The organism is Streptomyces altiplanensis (assembly GCF_053591575.1).
Window position 1 is genome coordinate 14,093 of record NZ_JBSFUB010000085.1, and the last position, 16,575, is coordinate 30,667.

Sequence of the window (16,575 nt, forward strand, 5' to 3'; positions counted from 1 at the left end):
CCTGCTCCACCCCGGAACCCGGCCTGCGCGCGCAGGCCGGGTTCCGGGCGTCGCGGTGCGCGCCCCAGCGCCTCCCCGGCTTGCGGAATCCGGACATAACGGTTGATCTTTACCCAGTGTCTCGTCCGGTCGTACCGCTTCGATGGAGTGCCCCGTGCGTCAGAACTTCCCCCTCTCATTCCGCTCGTCCCGCCCGTCCCGTCCGGGCGTGCGAGCCGCCGTCGGCCTTGCCGCGACACTCGCGCTCGTCGCGGTCCCGGCCGCGGCCGGACCCACGGCGGCCGCCACCGCCGACGCCCGTTCGGCGCCTTCGGCGGACCCCGCGGCGGTCCGCGACTGGAACGCCATCGCCACCGAGACGGTCGGCGACCACCTCGGCTCCTCGCATCCCTCCGGGCAGGGGGCCATCTGGCACGGTTTCGTCTCCGCCGCCGTCTACAACGCCGTGGTCGGCATCCAGGGCCGTTACGCCCCCTACGAATGGCGGGTGAAGGGGCCCTCCGCCGCCTCGCCCGAAGCGGCGGCCGTGGCCGCGGCCCACCGCGTACTGCTCGACTGCTTCCCCGACGCGCGGGCCCGCCTCGACGCCGCGTACACCGACTCCCTCGCCAAGATCCCCGACGGGCGCGCGAAGGAGCAGGGCGTGGCTTTCGGGGAACGCGCCGCCGACCACATCCTCAAGCTCCGCGAGGGAGACGGCCGGTACGCGCCGGTCGAGTTCACCGCCGAGCCCGCACCGGGTGTCTGGCGCCCCACCCCGCCCGGCCACCAGCCCTACCTCGACACCTGGCTCGGCAGGCTCCGCCCGATGGCGCTCACCTCTCCGGACCAGTTCCGTCCCGGCCCCCCGCCCGCCCTGTCCTCGGCCCGCTACGCCCAGGACGTGAACGAGCTCAAGGCCATGGGGGGGAGGACCGGTTCGGGCAGGACCGCGCGCCAGACCGAGACCGCCCGCTTCTTCGGCGGCAACCTGCTGGTGCAGTTCCAGACGGGGCTCCGGGACTACGCCGACCGGCACCGCCTCGGCATCGCCGACACGGCGCGGCTGTTCGCCGCGGCGAACACGTCGGCGGCCGACGCCGTCATCGCCTCGTGGGACGCCAAGTTCCACTACGCCTTCTGGCGGCCCGTCACCGCCATCCACCTGGCCGGCACCGACGACAACCCCGCCACCGAAGCGGACCCGAAGTGGCTGCCGCTGGCTCCGGAAACGCCGCCGCACCCCGACTACATCAGCGGCCACGCGACGGTCGCCAGTGCCGTGCTGCGGGCCGTGACCGGAGTGCTCGGCACCTCGCACCTCGACCTCCACGTCGGCTCCGAGGCCACCGGCACCACACGGCACTACAAGCACGCCGACGAGTTCAACAAGGACATGATCGACGCCCGGGTGTGGGTCGGGGTCCACACCCGCACCGCGGACGTCGTGGGGTGCCGGACCGGCAACCGCATCGGAACCTGGGTGCTCTCCCACCACTTCCGGCCGCTGGACCGGGCGGCCGCTTCACCGGCGTCACAGCCGTCGCAACCGTCGCAGCTGTCACTGCCGGCTCCGCCCAAGTGTCCGAGTTGAAGTCCAAATATCCCTCTAATCGGTTAATTGACCCGCATGGGGACATGACTGCCCCCCTGATGGGGATGTGTGTCGGACACCGACCGCACAGAGTCTGGAGCAACGTGGAGACCACCGGCACTGTATGGAGCTGTCCCTTCGACTACGCGGAGGCGCTCGAATTCGACCCTCAGCTCCGGCAGATGCTGGAGACCGATCCCGTGGCCCGTATCCGGATGCCGTACGGCGAGGGCGAGGCCTGGCTCGTCACGCGCTACGAGGACGTACGCACCGTGACCACCGACCGGCGGTTCAGCCGCAGCGCCGTCAGGGGGCGCGATTTCCCGCGGATGACGCCGGAGCCGATCGTGCAGTCCGAGTCGATCAACCTGATGGACCCGCCGGCGAGCAGCCGGCTGCGCAGCCTGGTCGCCAAGAGCTTCGCGCCGCGCCACGTCGAGCGGATGCGGCAGCGGACCCAGGGCGTGGTGGACCGGATGCTCGACCGGATGGCGGACCTCGGCCCGACCGTCGACCTCGTCGAACACGTGGCGGCGCCGCTGCCGCTCGTGACGATCTGCGAGGTCCTCGGCATCCCCGAGGACGACCGGCCGAGGCTGCGTGCCCACGCGCTCACCATGATGAACGTGAGCGCCGCCAACCGGGAGGCGGCCGTCCGGGCCAAGGCGGAACTGCGCTCCTACTTCGCCGGACTCAGCGCCGAGCGCCGCCGGGCGCCCGGCGACGACCTGATCAGTACGCTGGCCACCGCCCGCGACGGCGCGGAGCTCCTCGACGACGACGAGCTGGCGGTCATGTCGATGGTCCTGCTCATCACGGGCCAGGACACCACGACGTACGAGATCGGGAACATCGCGTACACCCTGCTCACCCGTCCGGAGGTACTGGGCGCACTCCGTGCGCGTCCCGGGCTCCTGCCGGGGGCGATCGAGGAGATGCTGCGCTTCATCCCGTTCCGCAAGGGCGTCGGCATCCCGCGGATCGCCACCGAGGACGTGGAACTGAGCGGGGTGCTGATCCGGGCCGGGGACGTCGTCCACGTCTCGTACCTCACCGCCAACCGCGACGAGCGGAAGTTCGACCGGCCCGACGAGCTGGACGTGGACCGGCCCACCGTTCCGCACATGACGTTCGGCTGGGGGGCGCACCACTGCCTCGGGGCGCCGCTGGCGGCGATGGAGCTCGAAGTCGTGTTCGGCACGCTCCTCGACCGCTTCCCGGGGCTGCGGCTGGCGGTGGACCCGTCACAAGTGCGCTGGAACACGACATCGATCTGGCGCCACCCGCTCGGCCTGCCCGTCGCGTGGTGACGTCCGCCCGTGTGACGACCGCCCGGCGACACCGCTGCCCGGCATGAGACAAGGAAGACCCATGGCCACACTGTGCCGACCGTCCGTCGCCGTACCCGACCACGTCATCACGATGGAGCAGACGCTGGCACTGGCCCGCGAGACGCACGCGGACCATCCGCAGCGCGACCTCGTCCTGCGCCTCATCGAGAACACGGGTGTCCGCACCCGCCATATCGTCCAGCCGGTCGAAGACACCCTCCGGCACCCCGGTTTCGAGATCCGCAACCGGCTGTACGAGGCCGAGGCGAAGGCGCGCGTCCCCGGTGTCGTACGCCGGGCGCTCGCCCACGCCGAGGTGGAGCCCGGTGACATCGACCTGATCGTCTACGTCTCCTGCACCGGCTTCATGATGCCGTCGCTGACCGCCTGGCTGATCAACACGATGGGGTTCCGGGCGGACACCAGACAGCTGCCCATCGCCCAGCTCGGCTGCGCCGGAGGCGGCGCGGCGATCAACCGCGCCCATGACTTCTGCACCGCGTACCCGCGGGCCAACGTGCTGATCGTGTCCTGCGAGTTCTGCTCGCTGTGCTACCAGCCGACCGACCTGGGTGTGGGTTCCCTGCTCTCCAACGGCCTGTTCGGCGACGCGGTCTCGGCGGCCGTGGTGCGGGGCGAGGGCGGCGTCGGCGTGCGGATCGAGCGCAACGGCTCCCACCTCGTGCCCGACACGGAGGACTGGATCTCGTACGCCGTGCGGGACACCGGGTTCCACTTCCTGCTCGACAAACGGGTCCCCGGAACCATGGAGATGCTGGCCCCGGCGCTCAAGGCCCTTGTGGCGGAGCACAGTTGGAAGATCCCGGAGATGGACTTCTTCATCGTCCACGCGGGCGGGCCGCGCATCCTCGACGACCTGTGCCACTACCTCGGCCTCCCGCCGGAGATGTTCCGCTTCAGCCGGGCCACGCTCACCGAACGCGGGAACATCGCCAGCTCCGTGGTCTTCGACGCCCTGGCCCGGCTGTTCGAGGAGGGCGGCGTCGAGAACGGGGCGGGCGGGCTCATCGCCGGGTTCGGGCCCGGCATCACGGCCGAGACCGCCATCGGCCGGTGGGCCGGTGCCGCGCCGGTCGCGACGGCGGTCGTCGAGGCACCGGCCACCGAGACGCCGGCCGTCGAAACGGTGGTCCCGGTCGGCTGACCCGCGGGACCGCTCCCGCGCCGGCCGGCCGCCCCGGGTACGGGGCCGGCCGGCCGTCGCGTTGCGCCGAGAGCGAGAGAGCGTTCCCCGGGGGAGCCCGGACCGGCAGAGTCACCCGTATGAAGCTACTGGTACTGGGCGGTACGGAGTTCGTCGGGCGCGCCGTCACCGACGACGCGCTGGCGCGGGGCTGGGACGTGACGGTGTTCCACCGCGGACACCACGCGCCGCCTCCCGGCGTCGTCGCCCTGCACGGCGACCGCACGGCGGAGGGCGGCCTCGCGGCGCTGGAGCGGGGGGAGTGGGACGTCGTCGTCGACACGTGGTCGGGCGCGCCGTCCGCCGTACGGGACGCGGCGCGGCTGCTGGCCGGGCGGGCCGGGCACTACGCGTACGTGTCGAGCGCGTCCGTGTACCGCTACCCGTCCCCGGCGGGGCAGGGCGAGGACGGGCCGCTGGTCGACGGCTCGGCCGACGCGGGCGGGGACGTCGCGTACCCGCAGGCCAAGCGGGGCGGTGAAGTCGCCGCGGCCGGGGCGTTCGGCGACCGGGCGCTGCTGGTGCGGGCCGGGCTCATCCTCGGCCCCGGCGAGAACATCGGCCGGCTGCCGTGGTGGCTGACGCGGATCGCCCGGGGCGGGCCGGTGCTGGCTCCCGGGCCGCGCGACCTGGCGTTGCAGTACGTCGACGCGCGTGACCTGGCGGCATGGATGCTGGACGCCGCCGCGGGCGGCCTGGGGGGACCGTACAACCTCGTCGGCCCGCGCGGGCACGCCACGATGGGCGGGCTGCTGGAGGAGTGCGTACGGGTGACGGGGGCCGGCGCACGGCTGCGCTGGACCGACCCGGAGGTGATCCTGGCGGCCGGCGTCGCACCGTGGTCGGAGCTGCCGGTGTGGGTTCCGCCGGGGGAGCTGTACGACGCGGTGCACGACACCGGCGTCGGCAAGGCGCTCGGTGCGGGGCTGCGCTGCCGGCCGGTGGCCGAGACGGTGGCCGACACCTGGGCGTGGCTCCAGGAGCTGGGCGGGGTGGCCCCGCAGCGGCCCGACCGGCCGGTGGTCGGCCTGGCCCCGGAGAAGGAGGCGCGGGTACTGGGGCGGCCGGCGGCCTGAGAACGCCTGAAGGGCGGGGGTGGGTACGGGACCGTCCGTACCCACCCCCGCCCTGGCAGGGGTGCTGATGCCGCCCGGCGGCACGGGACTGGCGCGACAGGACGTTCGCGCCGCCGGGCGGAGTTCGGGGAGGGGAGGGGAGAGGAGAGGAATGAGGAGAGGAAGAAGGGGCCCGCGGCGGGTGGCGATGAGCCACGGGGGTGTCCTCCCCTCAGGTCGAGGAGGGCACTCCGTGAACCTTGACCACCGCACTGGCTCGCTCGCCGCCGCGGCACCCGTTCCGTCCGTGACACCGGCCACCCCTCATAAGGGCCGGTGGTACGGACTGCGCGGCGGGCCGGACCTCCCGTCAGGCCCTCCGCGCGGTCTCGGTGTTACTCGTCGCGCAGAGCGCGGACCGCTTCCTCCACGCGCTTGCCGTACTCCGCGTCCGCGGCGTGGAAGTGCGCGAGGTTCTTCTCGATCACGTCGTCGCGGCTGACCTGCGAGAGGCCACCGGCGATGTTCGCGATCAGGCGGGACTTCTCCTCGTCCGACATCAGACGGTAGAGCTCACCGGCCTGGAAGAAGTCGTCGTCCTTGACGTGCTGGGCGTTGGCGTGCGTGCCGGTCCAGCCGGACACCGCGAGCGGGGCGGAGAGCGCCTCGTTCGTCTGGGCCGGGCCGTCGTAGGAGTTCGGCTCGTAGTTCTTGTCGTGGCGCGAGCCCTGGCGCGTCGCCATGACCCCGTCCCGGCCGTAGTTGTCGGCCTTGGTCGCCTTCGGGGCGTTGACCGGCAGCTGGGTGTGGTTGACGCCGAGGCGGTAGCGGTGGGCGTCCGCGTAGGCGAACAGCCGGCCCTGGAGCATCTTGTCGGGCGAGGGGCCGATGCCCGGAACGAAGTTGTTCGGGGAGAACGCGGCCTGCTCGACCTCGGCGAAGACGTTGTCCGGGTTCCGGTCGAGGACCAGACGGCCGACCCGCTGGAGCGGGTAGTCCGCGTGGGGCCAGACCTTCGTCACGTCGAACGGGTTGAAGCGGTAGTCGGCCGCCTCCGCCGCCGGCATGATCTGGACGTACAGCGTCCAGGACGGGTTGACGCCCCGCTCGATGGCCTGGAGCAGGTCCGTCTGGTGCGAGTTGGGGTCCTTGCCGGCGATCTCGGCGGCCTGCTCGGACGACAGGCAGCGGATGCCCTGGTTCGTCTTGAAGTGGTACTTGACGAAGAAGGCCCCGCCCTCGGCGTTCGTCCACTGGTAGGTGTGCGAGCCGAAGCCGTTCATGTGGCGGTACGACGCGGGGATGCCGCGGTCGCCCATCAGCCAGGTGATCTGGTGGGTGGACTGCGGGGAGTGCGCCCAGAAGTCCCAGACGTTGTCCGGCTCCTGCTTGCCCGTGAAGGGGTCGCGCTTCTGGGAGTGGATGAAGTCGGGGAACTTCACCGGGTCGTTGAGGAAGAACACCGGGGTGTTGTTGCCGACGAGGTCGTAGTTGCCCTCTTCGGTGTAGAACTTCACCGCGAAGCCGCGCGGGTCGCGGACCGCGTCCGCGCCACCGAGGTTGTCGGCGACGGTGGAGAAGCGGACGAACGTCTCGGTCCGCCTGCCCACCTCGCCGAGGAAGTCGGCGCGGGTGAAGCCGGTGACGTCGTCCGTCACCTCGAAGTAGCCGTACGCACCCGAACCGCGGGCGTGGACGACGCGCTCCGGGATGCGCTCACGGTTGAACCGGGCCAGCTTCTCCAGCAGGTGCTGGTCCTGGAGGAGGAGCGGGCCACCGACACCGGCGGCGGCGGAATTCTGGTTGTCGGCGACCGGGGCGCCTGACTCGGTCGTGAGCACACGCTTCGACATGGGGACCTTCCTGCGGGATCTGCTGGCGGCGTGAGGAGCGTAAGTACGCACCGATCGTGACGTCAACAGTTTGTTGAAGTTGAAGTTGAAGAGGATGGTCGGCCTGAGGCCGGCGCGAAGAGGGATCCGGGCGGCGGCAGCGCCTGGGCGCGACAGGACAGGTGTCAGCGCTGCCGCAGCCCGGAGTTCAGGGGCGGTCAGTCCTGGACGGGCTGACCGGAGAGGCGCTCGACCGAGCGCAGCAGGGCGGAGTGGTCCAGACCGCCGTCGCCCTGGGCGCGCAGCGAGGCGACCAGCTGGGCGACGACCGCGCCGACGGGGAGCGCCGCACCGACATTGCGGGCGGCGTCGGTGACGATGCCCATGTCCTTGTGGTGCAGGTCGATCCGGAAGCCGGGGGCGAAGTCCCGGTTGAGGAAGTTGGCCTTCTTGCGGGTCAGCACGGTCGAGCCGGCCAGTCCGCCGTTGAGGACGTCGAGGGCCGCTTCGAGGTCGACGCCGGACTTCTCCAGGAAGACCACGGCCTCGGCGCACGCCTGGATGTTGACCGCGACGATCAGCTGGTTGGCGGCCTTCACCGTCTGGCCGGAGCCGTGCGGACCGCACAGGACGATGGTCTTGCCGAGCGCTTCGAGGACCGGCTTGGCGGCGTCGAAGTCCTCCTGCGAACCGCCGACCATGATCGACAGTACGGCCTCGATCGCGCCGGCCTCGCCGCCGGAGACCGGGGCGTCCAGGACGCGCAGGCCCTTCTCGGCGCCGGCCTTGCCCAGGTCGACGGAGGTCTGCGGGGTGATCGAGGACATGTCGATCAGGAGGGCGCCCTTCCTGGCGTTCTCCAGGATGCCGTCCTCGCCGTACGCGATCGCCTCGACCTGCGGGGAGGCGGGCACCATCGTGATGATGACGTCGGCGTCCCTGACGGCCTCGGCGATCGAGGACGCGCCCTTGCCGCCGGCGGCGACGAGGCGGTCGATCTTGGGCTGCTCCAGGGTGTAGCCGGTGACGTCGTAACCCGCCTTCAGCAGGTTCTCGGACATGGGGGAGCCCATGATGCCGAGTCCGATGAAGCCGATCTTGGGGAGAGTGCTCATGAGGGGTGCCTCTTTCAACACACGCGGTTCAGCACACGCGTAGAAATGGTCAGGGGGAGAGCCAGCCGAAGGCTTCGGCGCTCGGGCGGTCGCCGGGCTTGTACTCCAGGCCCACCCAGCCGTCGTAACCGGCCTTCTTGAGCTGGTCGAGCAGCTCTTCCAGCGGCAGCGAGCCCGTGCCGGGCGCGCCGCGGCCCGGGTTGTCGGCGATCTGCACGTGGCCGGTCTTCCCGGCGTACGCCGCGATCACCTCGGGGAGGTTCTCGCCGTTCATCGACAGGTGGTAGATGTCCAGGAGGAACTTGGCGTTGCCGAGTCCGGTGGCCTCGTTGACCTTGTCGACGACCGCGATGCCGGCCGGTGCGCTCACCAGCGGGTAGAGCGGCGACTCCGGCTTGTTGAGGGTCTCGATCAGGAGGATCGCGCCCACCCGGTCGGCGGCGCGGGCGGCCGTCACCAGGTTCTCCAGGGCGAGCTTGTCCTGGACGTCCGGGTCGGCCCCTTCCACGCGGTTGCCGTAGAGCGCGTTGAGCGCCTTGCAGCCCACCGAGGCGGCGAAGTCCGCCGCGACGTCGATGTTGGCGCGGAAGCGGTCCGACTCCTCGCCCGGCACGGAGAGCGCGCCGCGGTCCGGACCGGGCAGCTGCCCGGCGTAGAAGTTCAGGCCGACCAGCTGGGTGCCGGCCTCGTCGAGCGCCTTCTTCAGGGCGTCGAGCTCGGCCTGGTCGGGGGTGGGGGTCTCGATCCAGGGCCACCACAGCTCGACCGCCTTGAAGCCCGCCGCGGCGGCGGCCGCGGGGCGCTCCAGGAGCGGGAGTTCCGTGAAGAGGATCGAGAGGTTCACATCGAAGCGCTGGTCCGTGTAGCCCATGAGGGTTTCGGCGCTCCTTCCGTATTGCGGAAGTTATTTTCTGCTTGATGGAATGTTGCATGGTGGCGCGGAGGGCTGTCAAGGGGGTGTGGCCAGGTCGGGGGCGCGCGCCCCGCCGACGGCGGCCCCCGCGACCGGCTGACGGGCCCCGGATCCCCGCCAGTACCGTGGGGGCATGGTGCGATTGAGAGTGGAGTTCACGACCGAACCCTTCGACCTCGACGAGGCGCCGGCGCACGCGCTGGCGGCCCGCGAGGTCATCCAGGTGGCCGAACTGGACGCCGTGGACGTCGGCCCGTTCGGGAACACCGCCGAGGGGGATGCGGACGCGGTGCTGACCGCGGTCGACGCGCTGCTGCGCACGTCGCTGGCCGCGGGCGCCACCCGGGTCTCGTTGCAGGTCAACGTGATCGGGGAGGGCGAGAAGTGACGGATCTCGGCGCGCCGGACGACCACCCCCTCGTCACCGCGGTCAAGCCGCTGGTCGACGCCATGGGCGGCGAGATGATGGTGCCGGAGCAGGCGGCGGCCGACGACGTGGTGCTGGCCTGGGAGGGCCGTGACGTCGTCGCCGTGCGGCTTCCGCAGCTCTCGGACTCGCTCGACCACATCCTGGCCGCCCTGGAGCGCCGGCACGGCATGCCGCTGGCCGAGCTCGACCGCAAGGAGAAGCAGTCGGTCGTACGGGCCCTGGAGGCGCGCGGCGCCTTCTCGGTGCGGCACGGTGTGGAGACGGTGGCGAGCGCCCTGGGGGTCAGCCGCTTCACCGTCTACAACTACTTGAACAGGGAGAACAGCTCCAAGGGTGAGTAGCGTGCCGTCCAGTGGCTGGGCATATTTGATCGATCACTTCCAGGGGCCGCCGTCCGCACACCAGGACGGCGGCTTTTGCGTTCGCAAGATTTCAACAAAGTGTTGACGCGCTGTTCTTGAGGGCGTTAGCTATGCCCAGCCCGTCCAGCACAAGGCCACGGAGGCTCCCGTGACTTCAGGTTCGACGCCGGGCCTCGCCCGGTTCAACACCTCGGCGGACAGCGAGGCCCTGGCCACGCTCCACGAGGTGTGCGCCAGCTCGGCGTGGGGAAGCAAACTGCTCGCCCAGCGCCCGTACGCCAACGCGGAAGCCCTCTTCCTCGCCAGTGACGCCGCCACGGCCGAACTGACCACCGAAGATCTGGCCGAAGCGATGGCGGGCCACCCGCCGATCGGCCGGCCCAAGCCCGGAGACCCGACCTCCTCCCGCGAGCAGCGGGGGATGGCCGGAGCGTCCGAGGAACTCAAGGCCGAGATGCTCGAACTGAACCTGGCCTACCAGGAGAAGTTCGGACATGTCTTTCTGATCTGCGCCACCGGTGCGACCGGTGAGCAGATGCGTGACGCGATGCGGGACCGGATCGGCAACACCGCCGAGGCGGAGCGCGAGATCGTGCGCACCGAACTCGGGAAGATCAACCGGATCCGGCTGACCCGTCTCGTAGAAGAGGACAAGGACTGATGAGCACCGCGACCACTGCTTCGGTGTCCACGCACATCCTGGACACCAGCATCGGACGCCCCGCCGAGGGCGTCGCCGTCTCGCTCACCGCCCGCAGCGGCAGTGACGCCGGGTGGGTGGCGCTCGGCGGGTCCGCGACCGACGCGGACGGGCGCTGCAAGGACCTGCCGGCCCTGCCGGAAGGCACGACCCACGTACGTCTCGACTTCGAGACCGAGGCGTACTTCTCGAACATGTCCAGCACGAAGAAGCAAGCCGAGGCACAGCAGGACGCCCCCCGCGTAAGGGACAGCGGCGCGTTCTTCCCGGAGGTGGCGATCACGTTCGCCGTCGTACCGGGCGAACATTTCCACGTACCGCTGCTGCTCAACCCGTTCGGCTACTCCGTATACCGAGGGAGCTAGCACCGACATGCCCACGATTCTCGGCCAGAACCAGTACGGCAAAGCAGAGAACCGCGTCGTCAGGATCACGCGGGACGGCGACACCCACCACATCAAGGACCTGAACGTCTCCGTCGCCCTCTCCGGCGACATGGACGACGTCCACTACTCCGGCTCCAACGCGAACGTCCTGCCCACGGACACCACCAAGAACACGGTGTACGCGTTCGCCAAGGAGTACGGCATAGAGTCCGCCGAGCAGTTCGGCATCCACCTCGCCCGGCACTTCGTGACGTCGCAGGAGCCGATCAAGGTCGCCCGGATCCGGATCGAGGAGTACTCCTGGGACCGCATCGCGACCTCGGACAACAACTCGAAGTTCATCGGGTCGGACGAGGTCAACCACTCCTTCGTCCGCAAGGGCCAGGAGCTGCGCACCACGCAGATCACCTTCGACGGTGAGAAGTGGGAGATCATCTCCGGTCTCAAGGACCTCACGGTCATGAACTCCACCAACTCGGAGTTCTGGGGCTACGTCAAGGACAAGTACACGACGCTCAAGGAGGCGTACGACCGCATCCTGTGCACCGACGTCTCCGCCGCCTGGCGCTACAACTGGACCAGCGACGAAGAGCGGATGCCCAACTGGGAGAAGTCGTACGAGCAGGCCAAGAAGCACATCCTCCAGGCCTTCGCCGAGACGTACTCCCTCTCGCTCCAGCAGACCCTGTACCAGATGGGTTCGCGGGTCATCAACAGCCGCAGTGAGATCGACGAGATCCGCTTCTCACTGCCGAACAACCACCACTTCCTGGTCGACCTCGAGCCCTTCGGGCTGAAGAACGACAACGAGGTCTACTTCGCCGCCGACCGTCCCTACGGCCTCATCGAGGCCACCATCCTGCGGGACGGCGTCGAGCCGAAGATCCCGGTCGACATGACCAACCTCTGACGCGGGACCGGTACGCCCCCGCCCGCCCGTAGTCGGGCGGGGGCGCCCCGGACCGGAGGGAACATCCCATGGCACAGCCTGCAACGGAGCCGGCAGAAGCAGCAGAAGGCCCGTGTTCCGCCCCACTGGCAGGACCGATGGTCCACCCGGTGGATGAAAAGCTCTCCACTTCGCGGCTCGTCCCCGCCGCTCTCCAGCACATCGCCGCCATGTACGCGGGCGTGGTCACCCCTCCGCTCATCATCGGCCAGGCCGTCGGCCTGGACGCCGCGGGAATGACCCGGCTGATCGCCGCGAGCCTGCTCATCGCCGGCCTCGCCACCATCCTGCAGACCATCGGCATCGGCGGCTTCGCCGGAAACCGGCTGCCCTTCGTGAACGCCGCGTCCTCGGCCGGCATCGCCCCGATGCTCGCCATCGCGGAGACCACCGCCCCCGGGCGTCAGCTCCCCGCGATCTACGGCGCCGTGATGGTCGCCGGAGTCTTCTGCCTCACCGTCGGCCCCTTCTTCGGCCGGCTGCTGCGCTTCTTCCCGCCCCTGGTCACCGGCGTCGTCATCACCCTCATCGGCGTCACGCTGATGCCCGTGCCCGTCACCTGGGCGCAGGGCGGCGACAAGACCGCCACCGACTTCGGCGCCATGAAGTACCTCGCGCTCGCCGCCTTCACGCTCATGGTCATCCTGCTGATCCAGCGCTTCGGCAGGGGTTTCGTCAAGCAGGTCGCGCTCCTCCTGGGCATGCTGGTGGGCACGCTCGCCGCGATCCCGTTCGGTATGGCCGACTTCAGCGCGCTGAAGTCCGCGCCGGTCGCGGCGCTGCCCACGCCCTTCGCCTTCGGCGCCCCCGAGTTCCAGCCCGCCGCGATCCTCTCGCTGTGCATCGTGATGCTGGTGCTGATGACCGAGTCGTCGGCCGGCATGCTCGCCCTCGGCGAGATCTGCGAGCGCAGGACCAACGGCAGGACCATCACCCGCGGTCTGCGCACCGACGGCATCGCCACGCTCGTCGGCCCGGTCTTCGGCGGCTTCCCCACCAGCGCCTTCGCCCAGAACGTCGGAGTCGTCACCCTCACCAGGGTGCGCAGCCGGTACGTCGTCGCCGTCGCGGGCGGAGCGCTCCTGGTCCTCGGCGCCTTCCCGGTGCTCGGCGCGGTCGTCTCCACCGTCCCGATGCCGGTACTCGGCGGCGCGGGCATCGTCCTCTTCGGCTCGATCGCGGTCAGCGGCATCCGCACCCTCTCCGAGGCCGGACTCGACGACAGCTCCAACATCATCCTCGTGGCGGTCTCGCTCGGCGCGGGCATCATCCCGCTCGCCGCGCCCACCTTCTACGTGGACTTCCCCGCCTGGGCACAGACCGTGCTCGGCTCCGGAATCAGCGCCGGCGCCCTGGTCGCGGTCCTGCTCAACCTCTTCTTTCACCATCTCGGCACCCGGAGCCACGCGGCTGCGGCACTCAAATCCTCCTAGGGTCCTGCCGTGCCCACAACACCGAGCGAAGAAGGACGCACCATGGCAGCATCACCGGCAGCCGCGCGCACCATCATCGAGAACTGTGCCATCGCCACCGTCGACGCACACGACACCGAGTACGCCTCCGGCTACATCGTCGTCGCCGGCAACCGCATCGAGTCGGTCGGCGCGGGCAAGGCCCCGGAGGGCCTGGAGAACGTCGTACGCCGCATCGACGGAACAGGGCACCTGGTCACCCCCGGCCTGGTCAACACGCACCACCACTTCTACCAGTGGCTGACCCGTGGCCTGGCCACCGACCACAACCTCTTCAACTGGCTCGTCGCGCTGTACCCGACCTGGGCGCGCATCGACGAGCCCATGGCGAGGGCCGGTGCGCAGGGCTCGCTGGCGATGATGGCCCGCGGCGGCGTCACCACCGCGATGGACCACCACTACGTCTACCCCAAGGGCTCGGGCGACCTGTCCGGCGCCATCATCGGGGCCGCCTCCGAGACGGGCGTACGCTTCACCCTCGCCCGCGGGTCCATGGACCGCAGCGAGAAGGACGGCGGCCTGCCGCCGGACTTCGCCGTCGAGACCCTCGAGGGCGCGCTGGCCGCGACCGAGGAGACCGTCAAGAAGCACCACGACGCCTCCTTCGACGCGATGACGCAGGTGGCGGTCGCCCCCTGCTCGCCGTTCTCGGTCTCCACCGAACTGATGAGGCAGGGCGCCGAACTGGCCCGCCGCCTGGGCGTACGGCTGCACACGCACGGCAGCGAGACGGTCGAGGAGGAGCAGTTCTGCAAGGAACTGTTCGGCATGGGCCCGACCGAGTACTTCGAGTCGACCGGCTGGCTCGGCAGCGACGTGTGGATGGCCCACTGCGTCCACATGAACGACTCCGACATCGCCGCCTTCGCCCGTACGGGCACGGGTGTGGCCCACTGCCCGTCCTCCAACGCCCGCCTCGCGGCCGGCATCGCCCGCGTCCCCGACATGCTGAAGGCCGGCGTCCCGGTCGGCCTAGGCGTCGACGGCACGGCGTCCAACGAGTCGGGCGAGCTGCACACCGAGCTGCGCAACGCCCTGCTGATCAACCGCCTCGGCGCGCACCGCGAGGCGGCGCTGAACGCCCGCCAGGCGCTGCGTCTGGGTACGTACGGCGGAGCCCAGGTGCTCGGCCGCGGCGACCAGATCGGTTCGCTGGAGGCCGGCAAGCTCGCCGACCTGGTGATGTGGAAGATCGACGGACTCGGCCACTCCACCATCGCCGACCCGGTCACCGCGATCGTCTTCGGCGCCGCGGCCCCGGTCACCCTGTCGCTCGTCGACGGCAAGCCCGTCGTCGAGGACAACCACCTGATCACGGTGGACGAGGACGCCATCGCCCGCACCGCGCGGGCCGAGTCCCAGCGGCTCGCGCGGATCGTCGCGCAGGGCTGAGAGTCCCCCCGGAAGTCCGGCTGAGGGGGACGGCCCTCAGCCGGCGGCCGCGGACCCGAGCGGGGTCCACGGCAGCTGTGCCCGGGGGCGCGCGCCCAAGCGCCCGCGCCCCCGGGGGCGGTGACGAACCGTCACCGCGACCGCCTCCGCCCGCACCCCCTCCGAGATCCCACCGCTCCATCCCCAACCCCCCATGCGTCATGCACGTCTGCACCACCTGCTTCAACGCTCCGCTCCGCACCACCTCCAAGACACCCACGTCCCCGCCGACGTGTAACCGACCGGAGGAACCGCCGTGGCCGCCAAGCCCAGGTTTCGCAAAGACGCAGTCGCCGCATCCGATCCCCAGTCCGGATCCCCGTCCGGCCCCGACCTGACCCATCCGGTCGACGAGAAGCTCCCGCCCGTCAAGATGTTCACCAGCGGCCTCCAGCACGTGGCCGCGATGTACGCCGGTGTGGTGGCCCCGCCCATGATCGTCGGCCCCGCCGTGGGCCTCGACGTCAAGGAGACGGCCTTCCTCATGGGGGCCAGCCTCTTCACCGCGGGCATAGCCACCCTCCTCCAGACCCTCGGGTTCTGGAAGATCGGCGCGAAGCTCCCCTTCGTCAACGGCGTGTCCTTCGCCGGTGTGACCCCCATGGTCGCCATCGGCAAGGACCGGGGCCACGACGGCATCGCCGTCATCTTCGGCGCGATCATCGTGGCCGGCATCCTCGGCTTCGTACTCGCCCCGTACTTCTGCAAACTGCTGCGCTTCTTCCCGCCCGTGGTCACCGGCACCGTCATCACCCTGATCGGTGTCTCACTGCTGCCCGTCGCCTTCAACTGGTCGCAGGGCGGCAACTCCCAGGCCGACGACTACGGCTCGATGACCAACATCGGCATGGCCGCCCTGACCTTCGTGATCGTCCTGGCCCTGCGCAAGCTCCTGCGCGGTTTCCTCCAGCAGATCGCGATCCTGCTCGGTCTCGTCATCGGCACCCTCATCGCCATCCCGGTCGGCATCACCGACTTCGGCGCCATCAGGAGCGCCGGCCTCGTCGGCTTCCCGACCCCGTTCTACTTCGGCGCCCCGCAGTTCGAGATCGCCGCGATCATCTCCATGTGCATCGTGATGCTGGTGTGCATGACCGAGTCGACCGCCGACATGCTCGCCCTCGGCAAGATCGTCGGCCGCCCGGCCGACGAGAAGACCGTCGAGGGCGGTCTGCGCGCCGACACCCTGGGCAGCGCGATCAGCCCGCTGTTCAACGGCTTCATGTGCAGCGCCTTCGCACAGAACATCGGCCTGGTCGCCATGACGAAGGTCCGCAGCCGCTTCGTCGTCGCCGCCGGCGGCGGCATCCTGATCCTGCTCGGCCTGTGCCCGGTCCTGGCCTCCGTGATCGCGCTCGTACCGCTGCCGGTACTCGGCGGCGCGGGCATCGTCCTCTTCGGTACGGTCGCGGCCAGCGGCGTCCAGACCCTCGCCACGGCCGCGCTGGAGAAGGGCGAGAACGCCCTGATCGTCGCCGCCGCCCTCGGCATCGGCCTGATCCCGATCGCGGCGCCGACGTTCTACCACGCCTTCCCCGAGGACCTGCTGGTGGTGCTCGACTCGGGCATCAGCACCGGGTGCGTGGTGGCCATCGTCCTCAACCTGGCCTTCAACCACTTCGGCAAGAAGGGCGGCGAGGACGAGAACGTCACCCAGCCGGAGATCCCGGACCAGATCCCGGCGGCCGCCCACTGACCACCGGCCACCGACACGACGGCGTGCGGCGCCCGCGGGACGACCGACACGCACGACGCCATGAGGTGAGACCCAGTGAACCTGCGCGACCTGGTGTACAGGCTGTACGCACGCCGGGTGGAAGGC

The 16,575-nt window shown here is 70.3% G+C and carries 15 protein-coding genes; 12 read left to right on the forward strand and 3 right to left on the reverse strand.

All coding sequences use genetic code 11. The features are described from left to right. Positions 1–208 precede the first annotated feature (208 nt). From ACWD0Y_RS28285 to ACWD0Y_RS28300, 4 genes are all read left to right on the forward strand, one after another. Positions 209–1,573 carry a vanadium-dependent haloperoxidase gene (locus tag ACWD0Y_RS28285; RefSeq protein ID WP_450263151.1) on the forward strand — a complete coding sequence of 455 codons (1,365 nt, stop codon included), beginning with the start codon at positions 209–211 and terminating at the stop codon, positions 1,571–1,573. 65 nt (positions 1,574–1,638) lie between these two features. Then, a complete protein-coding gene (locus ACWD0Y_RS28290) occupies positions 1,639–2,883 on the forward strand; it encodes a cytochrome P450 (protein ID WP_450263164.1) in 1,245 nt (414 codons plus the stop codon). A gap of 61 nt (positions 2,884–2,944) precedes the next feature. Continuing rightward, on the forward strand, positions 2,945–4,069 hold the full coding sequence (locus ACWD0Y_RS28295) for a type III polyketide synthase (RefSeq protein WP_450263152.1): 1,125 nt from the start codon (positions 2,945–2,947) through the stop codon (positions 4,067–4,069). A gap of 119 nt (positions 4,070–4,188) precedes the next feature. After that, positions 4,189–5,184 carry an NAD-dependent epimerase/dehydratase family protein gene (locus ACWD0Y_RS28300; protein WP_450263153.1) on the forward strand — a complete coding sequence of 332 codons (996 nt, stop codon included), beginning with the start codon at positions 4,189–4,191 and terminating at the stop codon, positions 5,182–5,184. 374 nt (positions 5,185–5,558) lie between these two features. On the opposite strand, the gene ACWD0Y_RS28305 is transcribed toward ACWD0Y_RS28300, so the two are convergent. The 3 genes from ACWD0Y_RS28305 to ACWD0Y_RS28315 all read right to left on the reverse strand — a co-directional run bounded on the left by ACWD0Y_RS28305 (position 5,559) and on the right by ACWD0Y_RS28315 (position 8,981). Further along, positions 5,559–7,016, reverse strand: a complete 1,458-nt coding sequence (locus tag ACWD0Y_RS28305) for a catalase (protein WP_450263154.1) — start codon at positions 7,014–7,016, stop codon at positions 5,559–5,561. Between the two features lie 197 nt (positions 7,017–7,213). Beyond that, positions 7,214–8,110, reverse strand: a complete 897-nt coding sequence (locus ACWD0Y_RS28310) for a 2-hydroxy-3-oxopropionate reductase (RefSeq protein WP_450263155.1) — start codon at positions 8,108–8,110, stop codon at positions 7,214–7,216. Between the two features lie 49 nt (positions 8,111–8,159). Beyond that, positions 8,160–8,981: a TIM barrel protein gene (locus ACWD0Y_RS28315; protein WP_450263156.1), complete on the reverse strand. Its 822-nt coding sequence runs from the start codon at positions 8,979–8,981 to the stop codon at positions 8,160–8,162. Between the two features lie 178 nt (positions 8,982–9,159). On the opposite strand from ACWD0Y_RS28315, the gene ACWD0Y_RS28320 reads away from it, so the two are divergent. From ACWD0Y_RS28320 to ACWD0Y_RS28355, 8 genes are all read left to right on the forward strand, one after another. Then, entirely contained in the window at positions 9,160–9,411 is a 252-nt protein-coding gene (locus tag ACWD0Y_RS28320) for a hypothetical protein (protein WP_450263165.1), read from the forward strand. Positions 9,412–9,473: 62 nt separating this feature from the next. Beyond that, on the forward strand, positions 9,474–9,794 hold the full coding sequence (locus tag ACWD0Y_RS28325; protein ID WP_450263166.1) for a helix-turn-helix domain-containing protein: 321 nt from the start codon (positions 9,474–9,476) through the stop codon (positions 9,792–9,794). A 169-nt stretch (positions 9,795–9,963) separates the two neighbouring features. Further along, complete coding sequence (uraD, locus tag ACWD0Y_RS28330) at positions 9,964–10,476, forward strand: 2-oxo-4-hydroxy-4-carboxy-5-ureidoimidazoline decarboxylase (protein WP_450263157.1); 513 nt, start codon at positions 9,964–9,966, stop codon at positions 10,474–10,476. Next, positions 10,476–10,880: a hydroxyisourate hydrolase gene (uraH, locus tag ACWD0Y_RS28335; RefSeq protein ID WP_450263158.1), complete on the forward strand. Its 405-nt coding sequence runs from the start codon at positions 10,476–10,478 to the stop codon at positions 10,878–10,880. The genes uraD and uraH overlap by 1 nt, the downstream gene beginning before the upstream one ends. 7 nt (positions 10,881–10,887) lie before the next feature. After that, positions 10,888–11,811 (forward strand): factor-independent urate hydroxylase, encoded by a 924-nt coding sequence (pucL, locus tag ACWD0Y_RS28340; RefSeq protein WP_450263159.1) that lies wholly within the window; start codon positions 10,888–10,890, stop codon positions 11,809–11,811. A 68-nt stretch (positions 11,812–11,879) separates the two neighbouring features. After that, positions 11,880–13,283, forward strand: coding sequence for a nucleobase:cation symporter-2 family protein (locus ACWD0Y_RS28345; protein WP_450263160.1), 1,404 nt, complete (start codon positions 11,880–11,882; stop codon positions 13,281–13,283). 42 nt (positions 13,284–13,325) lie between these two features. Next, a complete protein-coding gene (locus ACWD0Y_RS28350; protein WP_450263161.1) occupies positions 13,326–14,714 on the forward strand; it encodes an 8-oxoguanine deaminase in 1,389 nt (462 codons plus the stop codon). Positions 14,715–15,009: 295 nt separating this feature from the next. Beyond that, positions 15,010–16,449, forward strand: a complete 1,440-nt coding sequence (locus ACWD0Y_RS28355; protein ID WP_450263162.1) for a nucleobase:cation symporter-2 family protein — start codon at positions 15,010–15,012, stop codon at positions 16,447–16,449. The last annotated feature ends 126 nt before the right edge of the window (positions 16,450–16,575 follow it).